15 protein-coding genes and 1 riboswitch are annotated in these 14,507 nt (G+C 71.5%); all 15 genes read right to left on the minus strand.

What is annotated here, in order from left to right:
- Positions 1 to 8 precede the first annotated feature (8 nt).
- The gene (locus tag ASC64_RS12275; RefSeq protein ID WP_200937689.1) at positions 9 to 305 is read right to left on the minus strand and encodes a hypothetical protein; all 297 of its coding nucleotides are present in this window, start codon (positions 303 to 305) and stop codon (positions 9 to 11) included.
- The gene (locus tag ASC64_RS12280; protein WP_056907785.1) at positions 302 to 1,579 is read right to left on the minus strand and encodes a hypothetical protein; all 1,278 of its coding nucleotides are present in this window, start codon (positions 1,577 to 1,579) and stop codon (positions 302 to 304) included. Before ASC64_RS12280 ends, ASC64_RS12275 begins: the two co-directional genes overlap by 4 nt.
- A gap of 13 nt (positions 1,580 to 1,592) precedes the next feature.
- Entirely contained in the window at positions 1,593 to 2,774 is a 1,182-nt protein-coding gene (locus tag ASC64_RS12285; RefSeq protein ID WP_056907928.1) for an SPFH domain-containing protein, read from the minus strand.
- Between the two features lie 81 nt (positions 2,775 to 2,855).
- Positions 2,856 to 4,199 (minus strand): glycoside hydrolase domain-containing protein, encoded by a 1,344-nt coding sequence (locus tag ASC64_RS12290; RefSeq protein ID WP_056907786.1) that lies wholly within the window; start codon positions 4,197 to 4,199, stop codon positions 2,856 to 2,858.
- A gap of 53 nt (positions 4,200 to 4,252) precedes the next feature.
- A complete protein-coding gene (locus ASC64_RS12295; protein ID WP_056907787.1) occupies positions 4,253 to 5,539 on the minus strand; it encodes a serine hydrolase domain-containing protein in 1,287 nt (428 codons plus the stop codon).
- 36 nt (positions 5,540 to 5,575) lie between these two features.
- The gene (gcvP, locus tag ASC64_RS12300) at positions 5,576 to 8,452 is read right to left on the minus strand and encodes an aminomethyl-transferring glycine dehydrogenase (protein WP_056907788.1); all 2,877 of its coding nucleotides are present in this window, start codon (positions 8,450 to 8,452) and stop codon (positions 5,576 to 5,578) included.
- A 60-nt stretch (positions 8,453 to 8,512) separates the two neighbouring features.
- Positions 8,513 to 8,619: riboswitch (glycine riboswitch) on the minus strand.
- Positions 8,620 to 8,727: 108 nt separating this feature from the next.
- A complete protein-coding gene (locus ASC64_RS12305) occupies positions 8,728 to 9,252 on the minus strand; it encodes a MerR family transcriptional regulator (protein ID WP_235563730.1) in 525 nt (174 codons plus the stop codon).
- Positions 9,253 to 9,541: 289 nt separating this feature from the next.
- Positions 9,542 to 10,009 (minus strand): bifunctional nuclease family protein, encoded by a 468-nt coding sequence (locus ASC64_RS12310; RefSeq protein WP_056907790.1) that lies wholly within the window; start codon positions 10,007 to 10,009, stop codon positions 9,542 to 9,544.
- Positions 10,010 to 10,053: 44 nt separating this feature from the next.
- Positions 10,054 to 10,794 carry a transcriptional regulator FtsR gene (ftsR, locus tag ASC64_RS12315; RefSeq protein ID WP_200937690.1) on the minus strand — a complete coding sequence of 247 codons (741 nt, stop codon included), beginning with the start codon at positions 10,792 to 10,794 and terminating at the stop codon, positions 10,054 to 10,056.
- 3 nt (positions 10,795 to 10,797) lie between these two features.
- The gene (locus ASC64_RS12320; RefSeq protein WP_056907791.1) at positions 10,798 to 11,310 is read right to left on the minus strand and encodes an FHA domain-containing protein; all 513 of its coding nucleotides are present in this window, start codon (positions 11,308 to 11,310) and stop codon (positions 10,798 to 10,800) included.
- A 98-nt stretch (positions 11,311 to 11,408) separates the two neighbouring features.
- On the minus strand, positions 11,409 to 11,795 hold the full coding sequence (gene gcvH, locus ASC64_RS12325; protein ID WP_056907792.1) for a glycine cleavage system protein GcvH: 387 nt from the start codon (positions 11,793 to 11,795) through the stop codon (positions 11,409 to 11,411).
- An 89-nt stretch (positions 11,796 to 11,884) separates the two neighbouring features.
- The gene (locus tag ASC64_RS12330) at positions 11,885 to 12,709 is read right to left on the minus strand and encodes a DUF881 domain-containing protein (RefSeq protein WP_082550406.1); all 825 of its coding nucleotides are present in this window, start codon (positions 12,707 to 12,709) and stop codon (positions 11,885 to 11,887) included.
- Positions 12,702 to 13,034: a small basic family protein gene (locus ASC64_RS12335; protein WP_056907793.1), complete on the minus strand. Its 333-nt coding sequence runs from the start codon at positions 13,032 to 13,034 to the stop codon at positions 12,702 to 12,704. Before ASC64_RS12335 ends, ASC64_RS12330 begins: the two co-directional genes overlap by 8 nt.
- Complete coding sequence (locus tag ASC64_RS12340; RefSeq protein ID WP_156385156.1) at positions 13,031 to 13,729, minus strand: DUF881 domain-containing protein; 699 nt, start codon at positions 13,727 to 13,729, stop codon at positions 13,031 to 13,033. Before ASC64_RS12340 ends, ASC64_RS12335 begins: the two co-directional genes overlap by 4 nt.
- 178 nt (positions 13,730 to 13,907) lie before the next feature.
- Positions 13,908 to 14,507 carry a CDP-alcohol phosphatidyltransferase family protein gene (locus tag ASC64_RS12345; protein ID WP_056907795.1) on the minus strand — a complete coding sequence of 200 codons (600 nt, stop codon included), beginning with the start codon at positions 14,505 to 14,507 and terminating at the stop codon, positions 13,908 to 13,910.

Raw genomic sequence — 14,507 nt, forward strand, 5'->3', positions numbered from 1 at the left:
CGCCCGGGTCACCGCACCCGCTGCACGCGCGTGCGGTGGTTGCCCGAGTTCTTGCCGTCGATGCCTGACTTGCGAGTCTTGGAGATGTGGTCGATCTTCTCGCGGCCGCCCTGCACCGGCTGGGCCTCGATGAGGGTGTCGCGCTCGTAGGCGTGCGACTTGTCGGTGTTGCGGTAGTAGCGGTAGAGCGACCAGTACGTCGCCACGGCGCCGGCCGGACCGGCGGCGAGGAGCCAGACCGGCGGACCGTCGGAGCTGGCCATCACGACGACGTCGAGCACGACGGCGTCCAGCAGGGCGCTCACGACCACGCCACCAGCAGCGCACCGGCGATGCCCTCGAGGAAGGTGCCGACGGTCAGGGCGGCGAGCACGAGCCGCCACTGGGAGACCGGGACGCTGCCCATCGTCTCGCCGGTGCGGGCGTTGACCGCGATGTAGTGGAGCATCCCGGTGTCCTCCTGGTAGTAGGAGTAGAGCCAGACGGGCAGGTACATCGAGACCCAGCGCGAGCCGCCGACGTCGAGCTGCTCCCGCTCCCAGCGCACGCCGCGGTCGAACTCGGCGAGCGACTGCTCGACCTGTGAACGGCCGATCGAGAGGAGCTGGTCCTCCAGGACCGGGCCGAGGTCACTCACGTCGCGGTCACGCTTCTCGCTGGTGAACCCGACGAGGTAGCTGGCGTTCCACTTCACGGCGTTCTTGGTGTCGAAGGGCAGGATCGTGTTGACGATGTTGTTGGTCGTCGAGCCGTCCATGCTCGCCCGGTCCGCGGACCCCTCGACGGTCAGGTCGTCGACGGTGAAGTCCACTGACCGGTCCACCCGGAACACGTCGGCGGCGTAGTAGGTGACGGTGTCGTCGCCCGACTTCTCGGTCCACCGCCGGGTCTGCACCTCGCCCACGCCGTCGTAGCGCGCGTGGGCGTTGGCGTCGATGACGAGGTAGGGCAGGTAGACGCCCAGCACGTTCTCCGGGACGAACTCGGACTTGAAGCGCGGGTGCGCGAAGAGACGCCGCTTGGAGGCGAACTCCCGGATCTTCTCGACGGCCTCGTCGTGCGTCAGGTGGAACGGCAGCACCGCGTCAGGAACCGCGCCGTTGGGCAGCTGCTGGTTGACGTTGAGCGTGTGCCGGCACCAGTGACAGCGCGCGTTCATCGCGTGTGCGGTGTCGATGACCACCTCCGCGCCGCAGCCGCCGCACTTGAGCGTGATGACGTCGGCGGTGTTGGCAGCGATGTCCTGGGCGCCTCCGGCGATCACGGTCCCTCGGAGGTCGTCGATCCCCTCCCCGAGGCCGAGCTCCTCCTCGACGCGGGCCTCCTGCCACTCGTGGCGGCAGAAGAGGCAGATCAGCATCCCGGTCGTCCCGCGCAGGCGTACGTCGGTCGACCCGCACCGCGGGCAGCGGTTCACGCCGTCGGCGAGCGACTCGTTGACCGTGGCGATGTCCGGTCCGGGCTCGGGCTCGGCGCGCGCGGCGGCGAGCTCCTCCTCCAGGGAGAGGGGCGGACCGTCGAAGACGGGAGCGTCGGGGTCTCGGGGCGCGTGCGCGTCCCCGGTGGCGTCCTGGGTCATGTCGGAAGTCCCCTCAGAGACCGAGGGCCTTCGCCTTCACCGCGTCGTAGTCCTCCTGCGTGATGAGGCCGGCGTCGAGCATGCCCTTGGCACGCTTGAGCGTCTCCATCGGGTCCTCCGCAGCCGGTGCTGCCGGTGCTGCCGGTGACGAGGCGGGGGCCGCGGGCGGGGTGACGGGCTGCTGGAGCCCACCGACGCCCATGCCGCTGGTGGCCATGCCCATCCCGATCAGGCCGCCGGGACCGGCGTTCTCCCCCGCCGCCTCGACGCCCGCGGCGACCGAGGCCTGCAGGTTGGAGTTGCCGCGTGAGCCGGAGAGGGCATCGGCGCGCTGGACGTTCTTGAGCAGCTCACGGGTGTTCTCGTCGTACTCGATCGAGATGATCGCGGTCTTGACGATATCCAGGCCGCGGTCGGTGCGCCACTTGTAGTTCTCCTCGACGGCGGCCGAGAGCGACTGCGCGAAGCCGATGGAGTCCTGCTGGAGGCGGGCGATCCGGTTCCCCTTGGCGGGGTCGTTGGTGTACATCGAGAACGCCGGCGCGAGCGAGCCGACGACCTCGTTGAAGAGCTGCTCGCCCGCCGGGTTGTCGATGTCGGTGAAGTCGAAGACGCCCTGGCCGTTGATCACCGACGCGGACACGAAGTTGCGGATGAAGGTCAGCGGGTCGCTGATCTTCAGCGTGTAGGTGCCGCGCGTGATGGCGCCCACCTGCGTGTTGAGGAACGCGTCGTCCCAGTAGATCTCCGACTGCGTGCCGAACCGGTTGTTCGGCAGCTCCTTGAGCGCCACGAAGATCGCGGTCTGCTGCGAGCCGGGGCGACCGCCGAACTTGAAGCGCTCCCAGCTCTGCTTGACGATCGAGTCGACCAGCCCGCCGCCGGAGAACACCGACTGCGACGCCGTCTCCTCGGAGTCCCAGATGTAGCCACCGGGCTGGGCGGCGAACCCGGTGAACGCGCCGTCCTGCAGCAGCACCAGTCCGTAGCCCTCGGGCACCACGATCTTGGAGCCATTGCTGATCACCCCGTCCGAGCCGCGCGTGTTGCTGCCGCGGTCGGCGTTCTGCCCCTTGGCCACGGCCGGGAACAGGGCGGCGGTGACGGGCAGTCCGTCCGGGACGCCGTAGAAGTCGAGCCACTGGTCGGCGAGCGTCCCGCCGATGGCTCCGCTGACGGCCTGGAAGAGACCCATGCCCATTCCCCCTCTGGTGGATGCTGGTGCGCGGCGCAACCCTAGCGCTCGCGCACCGCCCCGGCGGGCGATTCCCGGCCGTCAGTGCGCGCCGGTCTGGAGCGCTGCCCAGGTCTCGTCGGTCACCACGCCGGTGGGCTCCAGCCCGAGCCGCCGCTGGAGGCGGGCGACGGCCGTGGCCGTCCGGTCGGTGACCACCCCGGTCGGCTTCACCGAGCGGGACCCGCCGGCCCGGAGGGCGCGCTGCGCGCGCAGCGCGGGCTCCCCGGAGGAGCCGACCTTGAGCAGGGGCGTGGAGCCGGTGGCGAACAGCGCGGTCCAGGTGGCGCGGTCGGCCTTGCCGGTCTCGCGGAGGTCGTGGCGGCGCTGGTAGGTGCGGAGGGCACGTGCGACGTCACCGTCGAACCGTCCGTCGAGCTTCCCGCGGTAGCGGCCGTGCTTCCTGAGCAGGCACTGCAGGGCCGTGACCCGGTCGCCGCGGCTGCTCGGGCGCAGCCGCGGATAGGCGCCGAAGTCGACCCGGGTCCGACCGCACAGACGGGTCGAGCGCGGCTCCGGGGAGCCGCCGTCGAGCTCGAGGAAGTTGCGGTCGATCGTCAGGGCGACGCCGCCGTAGGCGACGGTGGTGTGCGCCTCGTACTGGTGCACGCGTTCGCCCACCCAGCTGTCACCGCGCACCCACTGCGGGTCGATGTCGACGTCGGGCCGGCCGTTGTACCAGGCGTACCAGACCTGGTCGGGCATCTCGTAGGAGCCCGGCGAGAGGTTGGCGGCGTTGTCGAGGGCGTGGATGCCCGCCGAGATACTCGAGTAGACACCCGAGCGGTGGCCGAGGGCGTGCAGGGTCGAGGTCCAGCCGCTGAGGAACCGCAGCGCGGAGCGCCGGCAGTCCTCGTCCGCGACGTCGAAGCCGCCCTCCAGGTCGTACCAGAGGGTCGTGCCCGCCGGCAGGCCGAGCTCGCGCGCCCGGGTGACCGCGGCTGCGGCCTCCGCGCGGCCGCGGGCGTCCGCGGCGGCGTACTCCCCTGCGGGACTCGGGTCGATCCGGTCGGCGTACGACGTGTGGCACGCCGCCTGGGGACCGACCCAGATCGGGAGCACCCGCCACCCGTTGGCCCGCTGGCGGGCCACCCAGGTCGCGTCGAGGTGCGGCTGGCCGGCGTCGGCGGCGGTCGGACGGCACGACATCATCGAGCCGCCGATGTAGGTCCCCACGCCCCAGAAGGGCGACGAGGTCAGCCAGGCGTCCATCTGCTCCTGGGTGGGCGCGCAGCGCGCGTCGAACGCATAGCCCGTGATCCCGTCCCGGCGGCGTTCGGCGGCGCTCGCGCTGCCTGCTGCCAGCACCGTGGCGGCGAGGGCGACGAGCACCGTCAGGACGACGGTGGTGCGGGCACGGGCATGACCGGTGAGGCCGAGGCGCATCTGTTCTCCCCCGAGACGTTGGCGTGGGCAGGACCCTAGCCGACCGGGTCGACTCAGCGCGGGTGGCCACCGGGGATGTCGACGTCCGGGTCGTAGGGCACCCGGGTGTAGACGAAGGTCGCGCACTCCAGGTTGCGGATCGACCCGTCGGGACGGCGTACGACGACGAGCCGCTCGCCGCGGTGGTAGCCCAGCACCCCCACGAGCGAGCCGGCGCGCAGCTCGAACCGGTCGGTGACGACGCCGCCGCGCGCCATCGCCCGCAGCTCGAGGCCGTCGTTGTGCCAGCGCACGTCGTAGGCGGTGTTCCCCCAGAACCAGAGCCCGGGCACCCCGTGCACCTCGGCCGGCAGCACGACGGTGGGCCGCCACGGCGCCGGGCGGTCATCGTCGGCATCGGGGTCGCCCTCGATGAGCGACACGGCGAGGTCACGCGGGTCGATCCCGGTGGTGGCGTTGGCCAGCACGACGGAGCCGATGCCGCTGCCCGGGTCGACGTGCAGCGCGGCGAGGAAGCCCGGCATCGAGCCGTTGTGACCCACCAGTCGTCCGCCGGGGTGCAGGCCGAGCATCAGACCGAGCCCGTAGTCGGCCGTGACGGGCTGCTGCATCTCCTCGAGCGTGGCCGGCGCCAGCACGTCGGGTCGAGCGCCACCCAGCACCTGCCCCCAGGTCACCAGGTCGGCGAGCGTCGACCAGAGCTGCCCCGCGGGGGCCATCGCGCCGGTGTCGGTGAGCGGCTCGTGCACGCGGATCCCGGTGAAGTGGTCGACGCTCCACCCCGGCTGGGCGCCCGGGCGCGGGAGGTACGACGTCGCCCGCATCCCCAGCGGCTGGAGGAGCCGCTCGGCGACCAGCTGACGCCAGGGTGCCCCGAAGCGGCGTGCGGCGACCTCGCCGAGCAGCGCATATCCCAGGTTGGAGTAGTGGAACCACTCCCCCGCAGCCGCGACCCGCCCGGTGCCGTCGTTGCGGGACGTGAGCAGGGCGAAGTCCCCGCCCCGGCTGCGCTCCCACCACGGCCCGCGCGGCTCGCTCTGCATGCCCGACGTGTGCGCCAGCGCGTCGCGGACGGTGACCTCGCCGTAGCCGACGTCGCCGAGGTGCGCGGACAGCGGGTCGGACAGGTCGAGCAGGCCCTCGTCGCGTGCCTGCATGACGAGGACCGCCGTGAGCGTCTTGGTGATCGACCCGATGCGGTACTGCCCGTCCAGGCCGGGCGCGTGCCCGGCGCCGCCGGCCCACACGGCGCCGTAGCGGTCGAAGACGGCGCCCACCACCGACGTCAGCCGGCCCTCGGCCTGGGCGACGTCGAGGAGTCGCTGACGCTGATCGCTCACGCAGGCGACCCTAGGGCCTCTGCCCGCGGGGCGGGCTCAGTCCTGGGCAAACGCCTCCGGCGGCGGGCAGGCGCAGACCAAGTTGCGGTCGCCGTAGGCCTGGTCGATCCGCGCGACCGGCGGCCAGTACTTGTCGGGGTCGACACCCTGCGGGAAGACGGCGAGCTCGCGCGTGTAGCCGCGGTCCCACTCGCCGACCAGCGCACGGGCGGTGTGCGGGGCGTGGCGCAGCGGCGAGTCCTCCGGGGTCCACTCCCCGGCCTCGACCCGTGCGATCTCGGCGCGGATCGCGATCATCGCGTCGCAGAACCGGTCGATCTCGGCGAGGTCCTCGGACTCGGTGGGCTCGACCATCAGCGTGCCGGCGACGGGGAACGACATCGTCGGGGCGTGGAAGCCGTAGTCGACGAGGCGCTTGGCCACGTCGTCGACGCTCACGCCGCTCGCCTTGGTGAGTCCACGCAGGTCGAGGATGCACTCGTGGGCCACGAGGTCGCCGTGGCCGCGGTAGAGCACCGGGAAGTGCTCCTCGAGCCGGTGCGCGATGTAGTTGGCGGACAGCACCGCGACAGCGGTGGCGCGGGTCAGGCCCGCCCCGCCCATCATCCGGATGTAGGCCCACGTGATCGGCAGGATGCCGGCCGAGCCGTAGGGGGCGGCGCTGATCGGGCCGATGCCCGAACGCTTCTCGGCGTCCGGGTGCCACCCGTGCGAGGGGAGGTACGGCGCGAGGTGCTCGCGCACGGCGACCGGACCGACGCCGGGTCCGCCGCCACCGTGCGGGATGCAGAACGTCTTGTGCAGGTTGAGGTGCGAGACGTCGCCGCCGAACTCACCGGGCCGGGCGTAGCCGAGCAGGGCGTTGAGGTTGGCGCCGTCGACGTAGACCTGGCCGCCGTGGTCGTGCACGACCTTGCAGAGGTCGGTGATCGTGTCCTCGTAGGCCCCGTGGGTCGAGGGGTAGGTGACCATGATGGCGGCGAGGGTGTCGGCGTACTGGTCGCACTTGGCGAGCAGGTCGTCGAGGTCGACCGACCCGTCGTCGGAGGCCTTGACCACGACGACCTTCATCCCGGCCATCACCGCGGACGCGGCGTTGGTGCCGTGCGCAGAGGAGGGGATCAGGCAGATGTTGCGGTCGAGGTCGCCGTTGGCACGGTGGTAGCCGCGGATGGCCAGCAGGCCGGCCAGCTCACCCTGCGAGCCGGCGTTGGGCTGCACGGAGACCTTGTCGTAGCCGGTGACCTCGGCGAGCCAGGCCTCGAGGTCGTCGACCAGCTCGCGGTAGCCCGTGGCGTCCTGCGCCGGGGCGAACGGGTGGAGGTCGGCGAAGCCCGGCAGGCTGATGGGCTCCATCTCCGTGGTCGCGTTGAGCTTCATCGTGCACGAGCCCAGCGGGATCATGCCGCGGTCGAGGGCGTAGTCGCGACCCGAGAGCTTGTGCAGGTAGCGCAGCATCTGGGTCTCGCTGTGGTGGGAGCCGAAGACCTCGTGGGTGAGGTAGTCCGTGGTGCGGTGCAGCTCCTCGGGCAGGCCGCTCGCGGGCGCACCCTCGGCCGCGGCCACGCCGAACGAGCGCAGCACGGCCGAGACCGTCGAGGCCGAGGTGCGCTCGGAGGTCGACAGCCCGACGTGGTCGTCGTCGATCAGGCGCAGGTGCAGCCCGACGGCGCGGGCCGCGGCGATGACCTCGGCTGCGCGACCGGGCACCGCCACCGTCAGGGTGTCGAACCAGGTGTCGTTGACGACCTGCACTCCCCCGGCGCGCAGCGCGGCAGCGATGCGCGAGGCGTGGTCGTGGGTGCGCTGCGCGATCCGCCGCAGCCCCTCGGGGCCGTGGTAGACGGCGTACATCGACGCGACCACGGCCAGCAGCACCTGCGCGGTGCAGATGTTGGAGGTGGCCTTGTCGCGGCGGATGTGCTGCTCACGCGTCTGCAGCGCGAGGCGGTAGGCGGGACGGCCCTCGGCGTCGACCGAGACGCCGACGAGGCGACCGGGCAGGTGCCGCTCGAGACCGGCGGAGACCGACATGAAGCCGGCGTGCGGGCCTCCGTAGAAGAGGGGTACGCCGAAGCGCTGGGACGAGCCGACGACCACGTCCGCGCCGAAGGTGCCGGGCGCCTCGAGCAGGGTCAGCGCCAGCAGGTCTGCGGCGACCACGGCCAGCGCGCCGCGCTCGTGGGCGGCGTCGATCACGGCGCGCGGGTCGGCGACGGCGCCCGAGGCGCCGGGATACTGGACCAGGACGCCGCACAGGTCACCGTCGGGGAGGCCGGCACGCAGGTCGGCGACGACGACCTCGATGCCCATCCCCTCGGCGCGGGTGCGCACCACGTCGATGGTCTGCGGCAGGGCGTCGGCGTCGATCACGAAGGGCCCGGCGGCGTTGCGCTGCGCACGACGTACGAGCGTCATCGCCTCCGCAGCGGCGGTGCCTTCGTCGAGCAGCGAGGCGTTGGCCGTGGGCAGTCCGGTGAGGTCGGCCACGACGGTCTGGAAGTTGAGGAGCGCCTCGAGGCGGCCCTGGGAGATCTCGGGCTGGTAGGGCGTGTACGCGGTGTACCAGGAGGGGTCCTCCAGCACGTTGCGGCGGATCACCGGCGGCGTGATCGTGCCGTGGTAGCCCAGGCCGATCATCGCCTCCGCCGGGCGGTTCTGCGAGGCGAGGGTCCGCAGCGCGCGAGCCGTGGCCTCCTCGTCGAGCGGGTCGGGCAGGTCGAGCGCGGCCGCGGTGCGGATGCCACCGGGCACCGCCGCGGTCATCAGCGACTCGAGCGACTCGTGCCCGATCGCGGCGAGCATGTGCGCCACGGCCGCGTCGTCGGGTCCGATGTGGCGCGGGACGAACTCACCGAGGGCGGAGGTGGTCGACTCGCTGGTGGTGGGGCTGGTCGGGCTGACGTCCGGCACGGGGGCTCCTTGAGGTCACTGACGAGACCTCCCCTCTGTCGGCCGGTGGCCTCCAGATTGCCAACCCGTGCGGTCCTGGTGCCTGAGAGGTTCCGGGAGGAATTGCCCCTTCGGCGCACTGCGACCGGGCGTGCACCCGACCACCGTGACTCTCCCGCACGGGATGTCAGCACGTCCGAGTCTAGCGACCCGCGGCAGAAATGGACGAAGCCGCCCGGTGGTCGGGCGGCAACGTCACGAACAGCTGGAGGAGGTGGACCGCGGGCGGTCCGCGGTCAGCCCGTCTGGCGCGCGGCGCGGCGGGCGGCGAGCTCGTCGCCGGCGACCGGTGAGGCCGGCTCCTCGGCGGCACGCTCGCTGGGGAGCTCGGCCAGGGTGCCCTCGATCTCGCGCCAGACACCGCCGATCGCGATGCCGAAGACACCCTGACCACCCTGGAGCAGGTCGATGACCTCGTCGTTGCTGGTGCACTCGTAGACGGAGGCACCGTCGCTCATGAGGGTGACGCGGGTCAGGTCGTCGGTGCCGCGCTCACGCAGGTGGGTGGTGGCGGTGCGGATCTGCTGCAGCGAGATGCCGGCGTCGAGCAGCCGCTTGACCACCTTGAGGATCAGGATGTCGCGGAAGGAGTAGAGCCGCTGCGAGCCGGACCCGGCGGCGCCCCGCACGCTCGGCTCGACCAGGCCGGTGCGGGCCCAGTAGTCGAGCTGGCGGTAGGTGATGCCGGCGGCGTTGCACGCAGTGGGGCCGCGGTAGCCGGTGTCGCTGGGCAGCGGCGAGACGTCGTCGTCGAACAGCAGGCCCTGCTCCTCGGCGAGCTCGGCAGCCTCCGCCGCAGCCTTGGCGCCGGCGGTGTCCGCGCCCTGTTCGTTCTCGTTGCTACCCACAGCAGACCCTCCAGGTCAGTTCCTCCGTTGTGCGGTAACTCCTGGGGGGAAGGATCCGTGCGGTGCCCGACGAGCGACAACCACAGCGGTGGAGTTACAACAGAGACAGTTCAAGGTAAGCCCGAGGATCCGGCTTGTCCATCCACGGAGCGGCGTGTCGCAACCCTCAACCTCAACTTGAGGGTGAGGGTTGAGCCAGGAATCAGTGCGCCTCGAAGTCGTCCGGCGAGACGTGGTCGAGGAACTCCCGGAACCGCTCGACCTCGTCCTCCTGCTCGGCCGGCACGGCCAGGCCCGCCTCCTCGAGCACCGACTCGGCGCACACGATCCGGGTGCCGGTGCGCAGGGCGAGGGCGATGGAGTCGGAAGGGCGGGCGCCCACCTCGGCTCCGCCGTCGAACACGAGCTGGGCGTAGAAGATGCCCTCCTGCATGTCGACGATGCGCACCTCGTCGAGCCGCTGACCGGTGGCCTCGAGCACGTCGCGCATCAGGTCGTGCGTCAGGGGACGCGGCGGCGTGACCCCCTGCTGGGCGAAGGCGATGGCGGTGGCCTCCACCGCGCCGATCCAGATCGGCAGGTAGCGCTCGCCCGTCACCTCGCGCAGCAGCACGATCGGCTGGTTGGAAGGCATCTCGACACGGACACCGACGACGTCCATTTCCCGCATGCCACCACCCTACCCACGTGGTGTGAGGCCGGGCGGGATCGGCGTCACCCGCGGTCGAGGCCGATCTTGACGAGCGTGGCGTGGAGGCGGACCGACAGTGCCGCGATGTCGGACACGGCGTCCTCGGCGCGTCCACGGGCCGCGGCGTCCCGGCCACGGGCGAGCGGGGCGACCACCTGCTGGACCAGGCCGACCTCGCGGTCCGCGGCGGTCTTGAACGCGCGGAGGTGGCGGGGCTCGAAGCCGAAGTCCGCCAGCTCGCGCGCGGTCTGCGCGACCACGAGGGCGTCGCTGTCGAAGTGACCAGTGCCCGTGCGGGCGCTGAGGAGGCCGTACTGCTCGAGCTGCGCGAGCAGGTCCTCGGAGATGTCGGCGACCTTGAGCAGCTCGCGGCGCGAGAGCCGCAGGTCGCTCGTGCGGCGGAACGACTCCGGGCTCGGCAGGCCGTCGGCGCTCAGCGCGACCTTCGGCACGGTCGGCACCACCGACTCGATCGGCGGCGGCTCGAGGCCGCGGTCGATGGCGTCGAGGTGGTCGCCGATGACCTTGAGCGGGAGGTAGTGGTCACGCTGCATCAGCAGGATGTAGCGCAGCCGCGCGACGTCGTCGCCGGAGAACTTGCGGTAGCCGGCGGCCGTGCGCTCGGGCTTGACCAGGCCCTTGTCCTCGAGGAAGCGGATCTTGGGGATGGTCACCCCGGGGAAGTCGGGCCGGAGCTGGTCGAGCACCTGCCCGATGTTGAACCGGGCGCCGCGACTCGAGCTCGCCGGCGTCGAGGCACTCACGGATCAGCTGTCCGGGTGGGAGGAGAAGAAGACGAGGCGGTACTTGCCGATCTGGACCTCGTCCCCGTCGTTGAGCTCCACGGAGTCGATGCGGTCACGGTTGACGTAGGTGCCGTTGAGGCTGCCGACGTCGCTCACCGTGTAGCCGGCGCCCGACCTGCGGAACTCCGCGTGCCGGCGCGAGACGGTGACGTCGTCGAGGAAGATCTCGCTGTCGGGGTGGCGCCCGGCGCCGACCACGTCGGTGTCGAGCAGGAACCGCGACCCGGCACTCGGACCGCGCTGCACGACGAGCAACGCGTGCCCGGCGGGCAGGGCGTCGACGGCAGCGGCATCGACCGGGCTCAGCTGGCGGTCCGAGGACTCGCGCTGGTCCGGCACCCCGAACGTGATGGTGGCGGTGGACTCCACCGGCGAGGCGCCGGTGTCCTCCCCGCCGAGCAGCTTGGTGCCGCACTGGGCACAGAAGCGGGCATCGTCAGGGTTCTGCTTGCCACAGGCGGTGCAGAACGGCATGGAAACTCCTCGACGGATCGACGCTGAACCCTCAGCCGAGGGTTGAGGTTGACGGTTGTCCCGAACCTACCAGCCCGTGGCTGACGGGTCGCGGTGAATCAGCCCTCGAGGCCAGCCTGGTAGGTGGCGGCGTCGAGCAGGCCGTCCACCTGTGCGGGGTCAGTGACCGTCACCTCGAACAGCCAGCCTGCCTCGTAGGGGTCGCTGTTGACCAGCTCGGGGGTCTGGTCCAGTGCCGCGTTGGTGGCCACCACCTCGCCGGTGACGGGGGCGTAGATGTCGCTGACCGACTTGGTGGACTCCAGCTCGCCACAGGTCTCCCCCGCGGTCACCGAGTCGCCCACCTGCGGCAACGAGACGTAGACGATGTCGCCGAGCGCGTCCTGGGCGAAGTCGGTGATGCCGACCCGTACGGAGCCCTCGGCGTCGCCGGGCGTGCGGATCCACTCGTGCTCGCTGGTGTACTTCAGGTTCTCCGGATACACGGTGGCTCCTCGATGGGTCGCAAGGGTGGTGTCGCAAGGGGGGTACGGAACGGGTGCACGTGCAGGAACGAGACCGACTGTCGGGCAGGTTACTGGCCCGAGCCGAGCTCCGCATACTCGGGTCGCGTCGCCTCGCGCACGCTCGTGATCTCGACCGAGTCGAGCTCCTCGATGTCCACCGTCGCACCGTCCTCGCCGAACGTCTCGACCGGCCCGGTGGAGAAGGTGAGGGCGGTCCTGAGGATGTGCTGGTCCCCGATCACGTCGAGGACGTAGGGCGGCTCGAGGAGCTGGTCGTCGAGCTCGATCCCGCCGACGGCGTTCTCGAACGAGCTGTCGGCGCCGAGCCGGATCTCGTCGTTGAACTCCATCGCCTCGGCGCCCGCGGTCCGCAGCTCCTGGACCATGTCGAGCAGCGAGCCGACCGCGACCCGGCTCGTCGACTCGGTGATGGTGACGCGCAGGCCGGGCCCGGACACGGGGACCAGGCCGGCGATGATGTTGAGGGTGCGCACCCGCTGCGCAGCCTCGTCCAGCGCCGCGGACCGGGCGCGGTTCTCGTCCTGCAGCTCGTCGCGTCGGGTCTCGAGGCGGTCCACCTCGCGCCGCGCGCGCTCGGCCGTGCCCGTGAGGCCGTCGAGGACCTGGATCAGCTCGCTCTCGCGGAGCCCGGCGTAGGTGTCGTTGGCCTTGGTGTCACGCACCTGCACGACGAACGCGAAGCCGAGCACCGCGAGCAGGACCGCGACGACCACCTGGCGGCGCGACGGCTTCACCACCGCGGTGCGCAGGCGCTCACGCCCCCTGTCTCCCCGCCCGTGCTCACGCCCTTGTTCACGGGCCGGCGTGCCGGGCGTGGGGGCCGACGGGGCCGTGCTGTCGGGCAGGTCGGGCAGGTCGGGCAGGTCAGGCATGGAAGACATGCCTCCGGATGGCGGCGACGTTCGAGAAGATCCGGATGCCCAGCACGACGATGACGCCGGTGGTCAGCTGGGCGCCGACGCCGAGCTGGTCGCCGAGGTAGACGATGGCCGCGGCGATGACCACGTTGCTGACGAACGAGACCACGAAGACCTTGTCGTCGAAGATGCCGTCGAGGTAGGCGCGCAGGCCGCCGAAGACCGCGTCGAGCGCCGCCACCACCGCGATGGGGAGGTAGGGCTGCAGGCTCAGCGGCACGTCGGGAGCGAAGACCAGCCCGGCGATGATGCCGAACAGCAGTCCCAGGGCGGCAATCACGGCGCGCTCCCCTCTTGCGTCTGGCCGTCCGGATCGGCGTTGAGCTCGATCACATCACGCAGGTCCGGCTCGGGTGCCGCCGGAAGGCGCATGTCGTCGACATTCTCCGCCGAGTAGACGAACCCGAGCCCGTTGACCAGGGCGAACCACTCCTGGCCCTCGCTCGTCTGCAGCAGGCGGGCCTGCAGGGTCCGGGGGTCGCCGATCGCGGACACGACGTAGGGCGCGTTGACCGGGCGGCCGTTGACGTGCACCGCACGGTTGGTGTTGCGGATGCCGCCCAGCACGTTGATCCGCTGGTCGTTGACGGCGATCGCCTCCGCCCCGGCCTCCCACAGCCCGTCGACGAGGAAGGCCAGGTCCTCGTCGCGGATCTCGCTGTCCACGTCGACGTCGGCCCGGTTGTCGACGGTGATCCGCACCCCGGGGCCGTGCACGGCAGCGAAGCCGGTGTTGAGCTCGGCGCGTCGGACGCGGCCCCCGAGGTCGTCGAGCTGCCCCTGGATGCGGGTGTTGGCGCTGACGACCGACTGGTTGGTGTTGGTCAGCCCGGCCACCTGCGACTGGAGGTCGCGCAGCTCGTCGCGCTTGGCGTCGATCTGACCGACCAGCGCGGCTCGGCTCAGCTCGTTGACCTCGGCCTCGCGGTCGGTCTGCACGGCCACCACGGCGCCCATGATGCCGAGCGCGGCCACCGCCACCAGGCTGATCCAGTGAGGGCGTCGGCCTTGGGACGGTGCCTGCCCCGCGGCCGCGCGCTGCTGGGCGACGTGCGCTTAGTCCTCGTCCATCGAGCGCGCGGTGATCAGGGTCAGCAGCGGAGTGGTGACGTGGTCGGGCAGCCGCCGGTCGGTGTCCGGGTGCTCGCGGGTCTCAGCCATGGTCGGTCGCCGCCGACGTACGGCGCGGGGTCTCGCGCAGGAGCGTGCGCACCTGCCAGGCGTAGAGCACGCCGGCCCACCAGTAGAGGCCGATGCCCCACCAGGCGAACGCCCAGCCGAAGTTGCGGGCCAGCGTGGCCACGACGCCGGTGCCCTCGCCGAGGAGCAGCAGCGGGAAGGCGTAGAGCAGGTTGAAGGTGGCGGCCTTGCCGAGGAAGTGCACGGGGAGCGCCGAGAAGCCGCGGGTGCGCAGGAACGGGACCAGTCCCCAGAGGAAGAGGTCGCGCAGCGGGAGGGCGACGGCCACCCACCACGGGATGATGTCACGGAGGAACAGCCCGACGACGACCGCGAGGATGTAGAGCCGGTCGGCGACGGGGTCGAGGATCTCGCCCAGCGTGGAGTACTGGTTGAGCCGTCGGGCCAGCCAGCCGTCGAGGTAGTCGGTGAACCCGGCGACCATCAGCAGGGCGAGCGCGATGGCGTCCTGCTCGGGCCCGAGGACGAGCCACAGGAACAGGGGTACGCCGGCGAGCCGCACCAGACTGATGATGTTCGGCACGGTCCAGACGCGGCTCGCTCCCTCGGACAC

It is taken from the genome of Nocardioides sp. Root122, from assembly GCF_001425025.1.
Lineage (GTDB): Bacteria > Actinomycetota > Actinomycetes > Propionibacteriales > Nocardioidaceae > Nocardioides.